The 12,430-nt window shown below is 68.9% G+C and carries 14 protein-coding genes and 1 pseudogene; 1 reads left to right on the top strand and 14 read right to left on the bottom strand.

Going from position 1 to position 12,430, the window contains the following annotated elements; translation table 11 throughout:
- Positions 1-335: 335 nt before the first annotated feature.
- The 13 genes and pseudogenes from PV350_RS02380 to PV350_RS02320 all read right to left on the bottom strand — a co-directional run bounded on the left by PV350_RS02380 (position 336) and on the right by PV350_RS02320 (position 10,347).
- Positions 336-650: a hypothetical protein gene (locus tag PV350_RS02380; RefSeq protein ID WP_499510086.1), complete on the bottom strand. Its 315-nt coding sequence runs from the start codon at positions 648-650 to the stop codon at positions 336-338.
- A gap of 94 nt (positions 651-744) precedes the next feature.
- A complete protein-coding gene (locus PV350_RS02375) occupies positions 745-1,632 on the bottom strand; it encodes an SDR family oxidoreductase (RefSeq protein ID WP_500332675.1) in 888 nt (295 codons plus the stop codon).
- A gap of 55 nt (positions 1,633-1,687) precedes the next feature.
- Positions 1,688-2,071 carry an MmcQ/YjbR family DNA-binding protein gene (locus tag PV350_RS02370; RefSeq protein WP_499510084.1) on the bottom strand — a complete coding sequence of 128 codons (384 nt, stop codon included), beginning with the start codon at positions 2,069-2,071 and terminating at the stop codon, positions 1,688-1,690.
- Between the two features lie 108 nt (positions 2,072-2,179).
- Positions 2,180-3,097 (bottom strand): NADP-dependent oxidoreductase, encoded by a 918-nt coding sequence (locus tag PV350_RS02365; RefSeq protein WP_499510083.1) that lies wholly within the window; start codon positions 3,095-3,097, stop codon positions 2,180-2,182.
- Positions 3,098-3,149: 52 nt separating this feature from the next.
- Complete coding sequence (locus tag PV350_RS02360) at positions 3,150-3,797, bottom strand: nitroreductase family protein (protein ID WP_499510082.1); 648 nt, start codon at positions 3,795-3,797, stop codon at positions 3,150-3,152.
- Between the two features lie 61 nt (positions 3,798-3,858).
- A complete protein-coding gene (locus PV350_RS02355) occupies positions 3,859-4,653 on the bottom strand; it encodes an isocitrate lyase/PEP mutase family protein (protein ID WP_499510081.1) in 795 nt (264 codons plus the stop codon).
- Between the two features lie 413 nt (positions 4,654-5,066).
- Positions 5,067-5,330 carry a hypothetical protein gene (locus tag PV350_RS02350; RefSeq protein WP_499517069.1) on the bottom strand — a complete coding sequence of 88 codons (264 nt, stop codon included), beginning with the start codon at positions 5,328-5,330 and terminating at the stop codon, positions 5,067-5,069.
- Positions 5,331-5,396: 66 nt separating this feature from the next.
- Positions 5,397-5,606: pseudogene (locus tag PV350_RS02345) on the bottom strand (hypothetical protein); the annotation flags it as partial.
- A gap of 197 nt (positions 5,607-5,803) precedes the next feature.
- Positions 5,804-6,910 carry a metal-dependent hydrolase family protein gene (locus tag PV350_RS02340; protein ID WP_499510080.1) on the bottom strand — a complete coding sequence of 369 codons (1,107 nt, stop codon included), beginning with the start codon at positions 6,908-6,910 and terminating at the stop codon, positions 5,804-5,806.
- A gap of 388 nt (positions 6,911-7,298) precedes the next feature.
- Positions 7,299-8,141: an alpha/beta fold hydrolase gene (locus PV350_RS02335; RefSeq protein WP_499510079.1), complete on the bottom strand. Its 843-nt coding sequence runs from the start codon at positions 8,139-8,141 to the stop codon at positions 7,299-7,301.
- 154 nt (positions 8,142-8,295) lie between these two features.
- Positions 8,296-8,820, bottom strand: coding sequence for a cupin domain-containing protein (locus tag PV350_RS02330; protein WP_500332674.1), 525 nt, complete (start codon positions 8,818-8,820; stop codon positions 8,296-8,298).
- 614 nt (positions 8,821-9,434) lie between these two features.
- Entirely contained in the window at positions 9,435-9,608 is a 174-nt protein-coding gene (locus PV350_RS02325; RefSeq protein WP_499510077.1) for a PLD nuclease N-terminal domain-containing protein, read from the bottom strand.
- A gap of 562 nt (positions 9,609-10,170) precedes the next feature.
- Positions 10,171-10,347 (bottom strand): hypothetical protein, encoded by a 177-nt coding sequence (locus PV350_RS02320; RefSeq protein ID WP_500332673.1) that lies wholly within the window; start codon positions 10,345-10,347, stop codon positions 10,171-10,173.
- A 366-nt stretch (positions 10,348-10,713) separates the two neighbouring features.
- Here PV350_RS02320 and PV350_RS02315 point away from each other — a divergent pair, with 366 nt between their 5' ends.
- On the top strand, positions 10,714-11,196 hold the full coding sequence (locus tag PV350_RS02315; RefSeq protein WP_500332672.1) for a hypothetical protein: 483 nt from the start codon (positions 10,714-10,716) through the stop codon (positions 11,194-11,196).
- Positions 11,197-11,343: 147 nt separating this feature from the next.
- Here the strand turns inward: PV350_RS02315 and PV350_RS02310 are convergent, their stop codons facing one another.
- Positions 11,344-12,414: an alpha/beta fold hydrolase gene (locus tag PV350_RS02310; protein WP_500332671.1), complete on the bottom strand. Its 1,071-nt coding sequence runs from the start codon at positions 12,412-12,414 to the stop codon at positions 11,344-11,346.
- Positions 12,415-12,430: the final 16 nt, after the last annotated feature.

Here is a 12,430-nt window from a genome sequence, read left to right as displayed (position 1 = left end):
ACGAGTGGCTCTGTTTCACGAGAAGGGGTCGCCGCGAGAAAGGCCCCGTTGGGGGCGGCCCCAGGTCTCAGAACACGGGGGATCCGGGGCGGGCCGACGGCGTACACGTGCCGCTCGGGTTCGGCGTGGCCGCCGAGTGCTGCGGGACTTCGCCCACTGAGGCGGCAAGGGACGGTGCACCCCGGGTCGCCCGTCGCCGTCCCGCTCATGAACGTGGAAGTTGCCGCCTTGTCCGGGCCTACCGCGACGCCCGGAGGGAGAGGCGCGCGACAGGCCCGCCAGGGGGCCGTTCACCGACTCATCGGCCGCCCAGGGCGCACCGGCCTGACCGGCCGTCACCCACCGGTGCGGCTCCACCTGGTGGCGCCGTCCCCGTCGGCTGGCAGCTTGCCGTTCGCGGCCTTGGCGGCCGCGATGCCGCGGGCGAGCTGGAAGGCGGCGACCGGGTCGGCCTTGTCGGTCCAGGGTTCCGCACCGCACCAGGGGCCGATGAGCCGGAACTGCTCGAGTGCGGCGTCGTGGTCGCCGTTCTCGCCCAGGTAGTGCGCGAGCAGGTGCCGCAGGCGCGGCGGCTCCCGGGCGTCCTCGGGAACCTGACCGATCGATCGGGTGACCTCCGCCAGGACACCCTTGACCCTGGCAGTGGTCACGGCTGCCATGGCACCGTGTCGCTCGGTGAGTTCGGACAGCGCGTGCATGTGGACGCCCGCTAGATGTATTGACCCGCAGCGTTGTTGACGCGGTTCAGCCCAGGGCGGGGTAGTCGCCGGCAGCGAGGTCGTCGATCAGGCGTGGGTGGGTGGGCCCCCAGCCGAACCGTTTCCGGGTCAGAGCGCTCGACGATGCCATGTCGAGGGCGAACACGCGACCGATGAGGCCGAAGCGCTCAGGCGGCGCCGACTCGACCGGCACCGCGAGAACGCCGCCGATGGCCTCGGCCAGTGACCTCATGGTGTCGCCCTCGTCGGCTACCGCGTGCAGGACCGTGCCCGGCGCAGCGTCCTCGAGTGCGATGCGGAACAGCCGGGCGGCGTCAAGCAGGTTGACCGCCGGCCATCGCTGCGTGCCGTCGCCGACGTACGCTGACACGCCCGTCTCCTGCGCGGCGGCGATGAGCACCGAGCAGAAGCCGTATGCCGACCCGCGTTGGTGCACGGAGCGCGGCAGCCGCACGACGGAGGACCGGACGCCTTGGGCGGCCAGGGTCAGCACCGCGTCGGAAGTGCGGCCGCGGCCACCGACCGGACCGTCGGTGGTGTCGCGGTCCTCCTCGGTGGAGGTGTGGCCCGGCACCATCGGCGTGAGGCCGGCATGCACGAACGGCTTGCCACTGCCTTCGAGTGCGGCGGCGAGGGTCTGCACGGCACGTGCTTCCTCGTCGATGCCCTCTTCCAAGTTGCTCCAGTCGTTGCTGAAGGCCAGGTTGATGACACCGTCGGCCTGCGCGGCGCCGGCGCGGAGGCTGTCGAGGTCGGTGAGATCGCCGCGGAGCGGCGTCCCGCCGGCGGCGGCGACGGCCGTGGCCGCGGCGTCGGAGCGGACGAGGCCGAGGACCTCGTGACCAGCGGTGATGAGTTCGGGAACGACAGCGGAGCCGATGCTGCCGCTGGCGCCAGTGACGAAAACGCGCATGGGAGGCTCCAGATGACTGCTGCGACGCTGCGTCGCAGGATGGGTGGGGCGAGGGTCAGGCGTGGCGGTCGTAGGTGTGTGGATCCACGGGTCGCTTGGACTTGGGAAGCCCGCCGACCACGAGACGGTAGGAGTCGGTCACGAGTTCCTTCACCAGCTTGTCGTCGATGGTGTCTCCGCCTTCCACTGTGATCCAGTGCCTCTTGTCCATGTGGTAGCCGGGGGTGATGCCCGCGTACTGCTCACGCAGGGCTGTGGCGTCGTCAGGATCGGCTTTCAGGATCAGGACGGGGCGTCCGGGTATGTCGGTCATGAGCATGAAGACTTTGCCGCCCACCTTGTGGAGCTCCCAGTCGGGGCCGAAACGATGCTCCTGGTCGGTGCCGGGCAGTTCCGCGGTGTAGTCGCGCGCGATCTTCTGCAGTTCCTGTCCGTCCAAGGTGATTGACTCCTCTGTCGGTTCGGGTCCTTGCGCCGGTCGGTGGCCGATGGCCGTGGCGTGGATCAGGACCATGACCTGCCGCTCGGACGGTGGGCCGTCCACCACCTACGGGAGGACGCGGATGACCGTCTTCCCGAGGCGTCGGGTGGTCGGGTTGAGGGCGCCGATGGCATCGTCGAGGCTCGCGACGTTGCCGATGTTGGTCCGCAGCCGTCCGTCCCGCACCCGCTGCACGATCTCACCGAGTTCGAGGCGATCGGCTTCGACGACGAAGTCAATGGCCAGGCCGTCAGCGGGCCGCGCTTCGACCGGGCCGACGATGGACACCAGTGTTCCTCCGGCCTTGACCAGGGCGGCGGACTGCTTTTGAACGTCGCCACCGATGGCATCGAAGACCAGGTCGACGCCGCCGACGTCTTTCAGCGTGTCGTTCTCGAGGTCGACGAACTCGTGCGCGCCGAAGTCGAGCGCCTTGTCGCGGTCGGCGGCGCGTCCGGTGCCGATGACGTAAGCGCCGGCTTCACGTGCGAGCTGGGTCACCATCGTCCCGACTGCCCCGGCTGCGGCATGGGCGAGGACCGTCTGACCGGCCTGGAGGCGACCGTGCTGGAACAGGCCCTGCCACGCGGTCAGACCTGAGATCGGCAGGGACGCGCCCACCGTGAAGTCGACGTCGCCTGGCAGCGGTGCGAGGTTGCGTGCTTCGATCGCCACGTACTCCGCGAGGGTGCCGTCGCGGTGCCAGTCGGCGAGGCCGAACACCCGCTGCCCGACCGAGAGCCCCGTCGTGCCGTAGCCGAGAGCGGTGACCACTCCGGCCAGCTCGTGGCCGGGGATCGACGGTGTCTTGTCACGGCCGGCACGATCGGCCCAGGTGGACGGCCACTCCATCTCTGTGGGGACGAAGCCCGATGCGTGGATCCGAACGATGACGTCGTTGATCGCCGGGAGCGGCTCAGGCCGCTCCGTCAGCGTCATTCCGGCCGTTCCCGCGGCCTGGTCGGTGACCACAATGGCTTTCATCGAAATGGCTCTTCCTGGTAGGTGTGGTGGGTTTTGGTTTCCGGGTGGGTTTTTAGACGAAGGTGAACAGCTGGTCCGGGTCGAAGCGCGAGATCGGGGTGGTGTACACCCTCTCCGGGTCGGGGTAGCCGAGGGCCAGCAGCACCGTCGTGGTGTGTCCGTTCTCGCGGATCTTGAAGGCCTTGTCGACGCTGGTCGGGTCGAACCCTTCGAGCGGCGTGGCCTCGACGCCGAGCTCGGCGGCCGCCATCATGGTCAGGCCCACCGCCATGTAGGTCTGCTTCTCCATCCAGTGGTTCAGGTCCTTGTAGCCGTAGTTTCGAAGGTTGAGGAAGTCCCGGGTCATGGATTCCCACAACTCCTGCTTGGATGGATCAGGGAACCGGCCATCGGCCCTCTCCTTTGCGAACACCGCTTCGAGGTGGGTGTCGGGCAGATCCGCCCGGGTGGTGAGGATGATGGTGTGCGACGCGTTGAGGATCTTCTCGGCGTTGTCCCGGAATCGTTCGCCCAGGTTGTCGGCGAGCCGCTCCTTGCCTTCGGGCGTGGCCAGGACGTAGAAGTGGTTGGGCTGCACGTTCACCGATGACGGCGCGGAGCGCAGGAACCGCAGCAGCTGCTGAAGGGTTTCCCCCGGAATGGTCTTGCTGGGGTCGAAGTACCTGGTGAGATGCTTGTTCATGAGCTTGTCGAGATTCACGTGAATCCGCCTTTTTCTCGCGATGAGTGGGTGTGAGGAGCGGTGATGCGCAGCAATTGGGCTAGTTCGTTCCGCGGGCAAGTAGTTCGCTGATGCGTTCGAAGCTGATTCCTGTCGTCGCGGTGGTGAGGTCACCCGCGACGAGAGCCTTGATGGCCTGGTCGAGTGCCTCCATCGCGTGGGTGTAGAGCGCCGGACCCACGCTGATGCGCTTGACCCCGGCTTTCTGCAGTTCGGCGACGGTCAGCACCTCGTCCGCCGGCGAGATGAGGACGTTCACCGGTGTCGGCGCGACGGCGGTGACGATCGCGACGAGCGCGTCGAAGTCGGGTGGGTAAGGGGCGTAGAGCACATCCGCGCCAGCCTCCGCGAAGGCCGTCAGACGCCGGATGGTGTCGTCGAGATCGGGCCGCCCCTGGATGAAGTTGTCGGTGCGGCCGGTGACGACGATGCGCCCCTTGGCGGCCTCGACGGCGCTCCGTATGCGGTTGACCGCCTCGTCGAAGTCGCGGATCGGTTGATCGGGATTGCCCGAGGTGTCTTCGATCCCGATACCGGCCAGGCCGGACTCGACGGCGGCTTCCACGGTCGCGGCGACGTCTTCGGGCGTGTCGCCGTAGCCGTCCTCGAAGTCCCCGTTGACGGGCAGCCCGGTGAGGCGGCCGAGCAGCCGCGCATGCTCAAGGTGCTCACCACAGGTGACTTCGTGACGCCCGTCGGACCGGCCGAGCGTGGTGGCGAGTGCCGCCGATGACGTCGCGATCGCCTCGAAGCCGGCATCGGCCAGCATCAGCGCCGACAGGCCGTCCCATGCGTTCGGCATGACGAGGCCGCCGTCGCGGGTGTGCAGCGCCATGAATTTCTCATAGAGGTCGGAGCCCGGCATATCGAACCTTTCCGAGTGATCGTTTTTGGGTGGAGAGGGGTCTACCGGTTGTGTGCGCAGCCTGGACGGGGGTCCCGGCAATCAGCCGGGCGCTTGGCTGTCCGCAGGGGACCGCCTTCTCCAAACGTACCGCAGATCGGCGAGTTTTTCGGACTGGATAGTCCTCTCCCTGCTGCGCTACACCCGGCTACTGTGCAGGCAGTCGCCATCTGTGGCGGCTGGGGCTCGGGAACGAGTGGACGAAAACGTCCTCGCGTGGTCACGCGCCCCGCTGGGCGGCCTTCGCCCGTCGGGGAAGTGCGGTCCCCGTACGGAGACCGCGACGAAACCCCGTGTGACGCAGTAGCGGGACTTCGCGGCGCCGCCTCGCCCCGGGGGCCGGCTCAGCTCCGGTGAGGCTCTGGCTTTCGGCGCGCATGAGCGTCGGGCGGCAGCGGGCTCTCCTGGTGCTGCTTCCTGGCGGACGGCTGGGCGTGGCGGATGGGGTCCCAGATGCGTTCGGGGCCGCCGTCGGTGTCGGGGGGCACGCCCAGGTGCGGAGGCCGGTGGGGGCGGGCGCGCAGGAAGGAGACCGGCCCGTCCAGGAGCCGTCCGGTCGCGGTGCCGTCGTCGTGGACGGTGAGGCGAGCCGGTTCCGGGGCGTGCATCCAGCCGCCCAGGGCGGCGAGGATCTGACCTCCGGGGCACGTCTGGGTGATCCACGGCTCGGGGATGGTGAGGACGCCGCAGGTAGCGATGACCCGGTCGTACGGGGCGCCTTCCCTGTGTCCGGCCGGGTCGTCGCCGGTGATCAGGTCGGGGCGTGGCCGAGGGCGACCAGGTCGTCTCCGAGGCGGTGACTCAGCAGCGCGGTGGAGTAGCCGGGTGCGGGTGCCGTCGCATGACCGGAATACGACCTCGGCTTGTCGAATCAACGTTGTCACGGGCGACCCGGAAGGCCTCTTCCGGCGCGGTTGTGCGGCAGCCAGTCCTTGCACGTTGGCCAAGGTGCCGCGCCGCCGTCTTGGCTGGTCGGCGGTCGTGACCGGTTGCCGCTCGCAGACGGACGGTGCTTGCCGTCCGTTCGGCGAGCGGCGTCGGCCGGATGTTGGAGAGATCGGTCCGGCGGAAGACCGTCAGCTCACCGCACGCGGGTACCGGCGCGGAAGACTGCCTGAACGTCGAGGACGGCTGCGGGATCATGCGCAAGGTCCCCGCCCACGACGAGAAGGTCCGCGTCGGCACCGACGGAGATGCGGCCCTTGCGGCCCTCGACGTGGCACAGGCGGGCCGCCGAGCTGGTCATGGACCTGAGCGCGTCCAGCGGCGCGACGCCCAGCCGGGCGAGGTCGGCCACGCCGTGGGGGAGGACGTTGTGGGGCTTCCAGGGCCCGATGCCGGCGTCCGATCCGATGACGACCTGGGCACCGTGCTTGTGCAGGTTGCGGTACGTGTCCAAGACGCTGTTGACATGTGCGGACATGGCATGCGCGGTCATGGCCCTCGGCGGCTGGACGGCTTGTCCGGGGGCCAGGCCCAGCGTCAGGCTGACGAAGGTTCCCTTCCTTGCGATGGTGTCGATGAGATCGGGGTCGGTGGCGACGCCGTCGGCGCTGAGGAAGGAGACGTGTTCCAGGCTGTCGACGCCCGCTTCAACGGCGTCGCTGATGGCCTGGATGCCGTGCGCGTGGGCAGCCACCGGCAGCCCGAGGCGGTGCGCCTCGTCCACGACGGCACGCAGGTCATCAAGGCTGTACTGGGATGCGTGCGGCGGCACCGAACCGGGTGTCATGTGGCCGCCGCTGGCCATGATCTTGACGACGGTGCAGCCGCGGGTGTGACGCTCGCGGACGGCGGCACGGAGTGCTTCGGCGCCCTCGACCTCGCCGCCGAGGAAGTGGCAGTGGCCGCCGGGCGTGGTCAGCGGAGGGCCGGCGGCCAGGATCTCCGGACCCCGCTCCGGGTGTTCGGTCATCTCCTCCACGAGAGTCAGCGAGAGGTAGCCGCGGTCGCCGAGGTCGCGCATCGTGGTGATGCCGGCCAGTAGGGCGGACTGGGCGGCGGCCCGCATGTGTGCGAGCAGGTCACTGTCGGAGGCGGAGACCAGGGACGTCATGGGGTCCGGTCCTGCGTCGAAGGCGAGATGGACGTGAGTGTCGATCAGGCCGGGCAGCAGACAGGCCGAGACGCCGAAGTCGATGACCACGCTGCCGTCGACGGGCAGCGCGCCGGTTCGGTCGACGCGCACGATACGGTCCCCCGAAACATGCACAGTGGCCGGACCCGACAGGGTGTATCCGTCGAACATCGAACCGGCATGCAGGGCAAAGGAATTCAACAGTATTTCTCCGATCGGAAGGCGTGGGTCGCTCGGCGCCTCGGCACATGCGGAATTCGACTCTTGCCAGGTCGACGAGGGAGTTCGCACGGGAGCCCCGCCGACGGCCCCGTTTCGGCAGTGCGGGGGTCGCTCCTTGATGGGGGATGCTTCGCCGCCCGGGACGCACGGTGGGCGAGGACTGCCGCCTGTGAGGCTGCTGCCGCCGTCCCCGATACCCCCGCAAGGTCCGCGCCCCGTCAGGAAGACGACGGTGCCCCCACTGGTGTGACGACCGCGCCGTGAGCGTGCGACGGCGTCAGCCGAAGAATTTCTCCAGCTCGGCGGCGAGCGCTGCAGGCTGCTCTTCCGCGATGTAGTGACCGCTGTCGGCGATGGTGGCGAAGCGGATGTCGGTGGCCTTGCCCTCCATCATCGCCTGCACCACGGCCACGTACTGGCCACCCAGTCCCAGGACGGGCATCGTCAGCGGCGGGTAGGAGTTGTTGTCGGCCAGGTCCTGGTGGAACGTCCGGTACACGCCGAAGGCCGCAGCCACCGCTTCGGGCGCGTCGTAAGCCGCGGCGTACAGGGCACGGCTTTCCTCGCTGATCCGCTCCGGGTGGAGCGCCAGGTGCTCGGTCGACCAGTCGATGATGTGCCGGAACCGTCCCGCCAGCAGCTTGACGGGCAGGCCGTCGACCTGGCTCAGCGGATACCACCAGGCGTTCGGCTGTTCCGGGGTGGGGAAGGGGCTGATGACGTCGAGGAATATCTGGGAGAAGGGTCCGCCCTCCCAGATGGCGAGCTTCTTCGTGGCCTGGGGGTGGTTGGCGGCGAAGCTGTAGGCGACCATCGCCCCGATGTCCCCGCCGGCGATGTTGACCTGCTCGTGGCCCAGGCCACGGATCAGTTCGTAGACGTCCTGCGCCATGTTCTTCTTGTCGTAGCCGCCGGCGGGCTTGTCCGACGCGCCTTGCCCGCGGTAGTCCACGGCGATGACGCGGAAGCGCTGCGCCAGTGGGGGGAGGAGTTCGCGCAGAGCGTGCACGGTGCGCGGCCATCCGTCCATGAGGACGAGCGGCTCGCCCTCGCCCCCGGTGATGTAGTGCAGCCGGGTGCCGTTCACCTCGGCATAGCCGTGTTCGAATCCTTCGAGCATGTTTGGTTCTCCTGTGTGCGATGGCGGTCACTTGCCCGGAAGTCGGGCCATGACCAGGTGAGCGCGGGCCTTGGCGGCGGATGCCCCCCTGCATGACGGGCACCTGGCGCCTTCGTTTGCCGCAACGCGGTCGGGCCGGGGGGTGGTGTGGAGTTCAGGAGGCTTCTGGAAGGATGATCGACTTCGCCAGCCCGGCCATGATGTCGAACCGGGCGAGCTGGTCGTCGTCGATGACCGACGGGGGCCCCTCACCGGGCCTGGCGGGGAGGGCGTGATCGACGAAAATCTGTTCCAGCCCCGGAGGCGTGAAGATGAAAATCATCCTTGCGGCGTGGCTGGCCTTGTTCTTGAAGCGGTGACGGACCCCCCGGGGGATGTGGATGAAGTCGCCCGCGACCGCGGTGAAGAGATGGTCCCCGTCGAGGAACTCCAACTCCCCGTCGAGGATGTAGAACGTCTCCTCCTGCTCGGGGTGCGCGTGAGGAACGGGTCCGCCGCCGGCCGGAACCGTGGCCTCGATGAAGCCCATCCCGCCGTTGGTCTGCGCGCCCGTGGCCTTGATCGTGTAGACGTCACCCGCTGCCCACACCGTCGGGCCCTTGCCTGACGGCACGTGGAACGCGCCGCGCTTGTTCCAGTGCGGGTCGTGTGAGTCGAGATCGGCCAAGGAAAAGGTCATCGGTCCCTCGAAGTCTGGCTGGGATTGACATGGAAGGCGTCACAGCCGCCCGAGCGGACCTGTGACGCATCGTGAAACTGGGCATGCCGCCGGCCGGGAAGGCGGAGCGTCAGGCGCTTCGGCCGAGAGGAGTGCCTTCAATCCGCCAACAGCCGGTGTTCCGCAGGAGGATGCGCGGAGTGATCACATCTGGATCGTGCAGGGCAACCCCGTGCCCGGGGTCTCCGCAATCAAGGCATACGTATCGTCGACCGTCCCGGGCGTGACCGCGAGGAGCCGTCCGGCTCCGCAGCCGCTCGGGACAGGGGCCGTACTGAAGCAGGTACGAACCCGTAACTGATCGCGAAGTCGCACAGGAGCCCGGCAACGCCACAACCGACCCGGGCAATTACCTTGCGGAATTTCATTCGCGGCCTTTCGGTTCATCGTGATTGCGAGGCGGATGGCTCGGAGCGCTGCCTGGCGCCTTCGTCACCCCACTGCGGATGGGGTCGTGAGCCGCGCAGGGGCGCGACAGCCTGCCGTCCGCCGCGAAGCGACCGTGCTGGTCGCAGTCATGGGCGAAGGGTGTGATCGGCGCTGCGACCCGACAAGGGCGCGGCGAGTGGCCGAGCTCAGTCCGTGGACGGCCGGACCTCGACAGGAAGGGACCGCTTGCCCAGGTTCCGCCAGGCTATGGCGCCCAGGAGCGGGGTCAGGACCATGATGACGAGCCAGCCTGCCTTGGGCAGCATGCGAATGCGGGCTGCGGGGGTCCTGATGCAGTCGATCAGAGCATAGATGTACAACACCGCGATTATCGCGTATATCGCGCATACCAGCACTGTCGTCATGGGGCTATCTCCTGTGCCGCAGCAGTGATTACCGCAGGCAGTCCGGCAGATCCCCTGTCGTGCCCGGTAGTTGTGGTCACGATGATTCCGCCCTTCCTGTGATCGTTACGGGTGGCTCGGTGCGCAGCCAGGCAACTTCGTTGCCCCTGAGCGAATACGGTCAGGAGTTGGCCGGGCGGCGCGATCCGCAGGCCCGCTCCGCTGCCACTTCCTCAGGTGGACGAGACAGCCACCGCCAATGTGACGGGTGCGCAGGGACTTGCTGACGAAGGGGCGCTCGCGTGCCATCGGCCAAGCGCGTCTTGGCAGGAGGCGGAACATCCCTGGGGCCGGTGTGCCGGCCAAGGGACTGGTGCCTGGCCGCCGGCCTGCCCCGTCCCGGCAGCCCCGCGCGCCCTCGCATCCCCTGCCCGATTGCCGAGGCCGTCCTCGACCAGGGACCGGACTCCTTCTCGCCACTTCGACTCGGACTTGTGGGCGGGCAGTTGGAAGACGCGGAGTCAGTCAGCTTCCGCGGCTACGGCCCTTGGAAGGCGGTGAGGGCGACAGTTGTCGCCCGGTCGACGTCGGCCGTTGATTCGGCGAGATCGGCGACGCGATCCCTTGGGCGGGTGCCGGCCGTTTCCCGGGTGCGACCGACGGTCTGTGTCGCCGTGTCCATCGGTGAGATCGCGGTCTTCTCCGCCCGGTCCATGAGGCCCTCCGTCCCGGGTCGGCGCGCGGCCGGGCGACCCCACGGCCTGGTCAACTCGAGGGCGTCGAAGCGGACGTGGCCGGCGATGCGGATGGCCCGCCGCTGCAGATGTCGACCGGCCGGATCGTGCCGCCGCCACCACGACGTCCCGTGGCCGTGGCGTCATTGGGACATGTTGCATCCGCGACATGCGGATACCAGTGACATGTGCTGGGACACCACTGATTCTGTCGTGCAGCTCATGAACTGGCTCGACTGGGGCAGAGGAGCGGGCGCGCGCGGCGCCGGAGCGGACCTGGTGGACGACACCGCCACTGCTGTGCTCTACCGCGACGGACAGCAGATCGCCGAGTCGAGCCAGGGCACGTGGGGCGACATCGAGGTGCCCGCGGGCGATACCGAGTACCGGCTGGACCTGGAGACCACCCGGGTGTCGGACGACTGCGCTTCGGCGCCGGCACCCGCACCTCGTGGACGTTCCGCTCCGGTGCCGCCGCCGACACGACGCTGCTGCCGCTGCTCCAGGTCGATTACGCCGTGCCGGTCGACGCCCGCAACGCGGTCGGCTCGCAGCGCACGCACGACCTGGGACTGAACGTCCGGATGCAGGACGGCATGGCGGCACCGCGCGGCGTGCGGCGTTCGGTCGAGACCTCCTACGACGACGGGAAGACCTGGGCCACGGCACGTACGGCCCCCAAAGGCAGTGGCTTCACCGCCACCGTGCAGCGGCCGGCCAAGGTGCACGGCGACGCGTATGTGACGTTGCGCGTCACCGCGAAGGACGCGGCCGGCAACTCCGTCCGGCAGACGATCGATCGCGCCTACCTGCACAGCGGCACACGGTGACAGGGACTGCACCGCTGAGCAGTACCTCGTGAAGTCGCGGCGGGTGCCGGGGTATGTGAGCCCCGGCACCCGCACCCTGCCAGGAGCGCATGCGGCCCCGCGGGACATCGAACACGCGGCAGACGGTCCAGGTCGCCCTTGCGGCGCCTACCGGCGGTTCCTCGCCGCGGCGGTGGCGCGGTAGGGGGCCAGGAAAGCGGTGAGTGCCGCCAGCAGTTCCTGCGGGGCCTCCTCGGCAACCCAGTGGCCGCTGCCCGGGATGACCAGGGACTGCACGTCGTCTGCCGCGAGCTTCATGGTGGTCGTCACTCCCTCTCCGACGCTTTGCGCTCCACCGATGGCGAGGACGGGGATGGTCAGGCGTCGCTTCACGCGGTCGGCGTTCTGCACGAAGGTGGTGTCGAGGTCGCGGTACCAGCCGAAGCTGCCGCCCAGGGCGTGGCGGTGCGAGGTGAGGGACTCGATGTAGTACCGGATGGCGTAGTCGGGCAGCTTCCGTGCGGCCTTGGTGTCGAGCTGCCAGCCGAAGTAGACGTCCTCCCGGCCTGCGACCAGGAGCTCGTTGACGTCGTCGAGCCGGTTGAAGGGGAAGTGCCAGAGCATGTTGTTGGCCTGGGCGGGGCCGAGCAGAGGCGGTGAGGGCGTCACACCGGGAATGACGGCTTCCGCGACGGCGAGACGGTCGACGCGGTGAGGGTGGTCCGCTGCGAGCGCGTAGCCGATCGGCATGCCGGTGTCATGGCCGACGACCGCGAAGCGTTCGTGGCCGAGGGTGTCCATCAGCGCGGCCAGATCGTTCGCGAGGGTGGCGGTGTCGTAGCCGTCCCGGGGCTTGTCGGTCAGCCCGATGCCGCGCTGGTCCACGGCGATGACCGTGTGGTTCCGCGCCAGCACCGGCATGACCATGCGCCAGGCGTACCAGTTCTGCGGCCAGCCGTGTATCAGGAGCAGGGGTGGCCCGTCGCCGCCGACGACGGCGTGCTGACGTATGCCACCGGCCTGGATGAGCCGGCTGGTGAACGTCCGACGGAACCCTTCGGGGAGCCCGGGAACACCGGACACGGATCCGAAGCCCTTCGGGGTCGGCCGCGGAGCGGCCGTGGCGGGCAGAGCGGAGACACCGGTGAGCGCGAGACCGGCAGTGACGGCTGCCGCGCCGCCGACGAAAGCGCGCCGGGAGACCTGGCGCGGCGGCTGGTCCGGGCGCGATGACGGCATGCCTGGACCAACCTGG

This window comes from Streptomyces sp. PA03-6a (genome assembly GCF_033792765.1).
In the GTDB taxonomy this organism is placed as follows: domain Bacteria; phylum Actinomycetota; class Actinomycetes; order Streptomycetales; family Streptomycetaceae; genus Actinacidiphila.
This window is presented reverse-complemented; position numbering and strand designations above follow the sequence as displayed.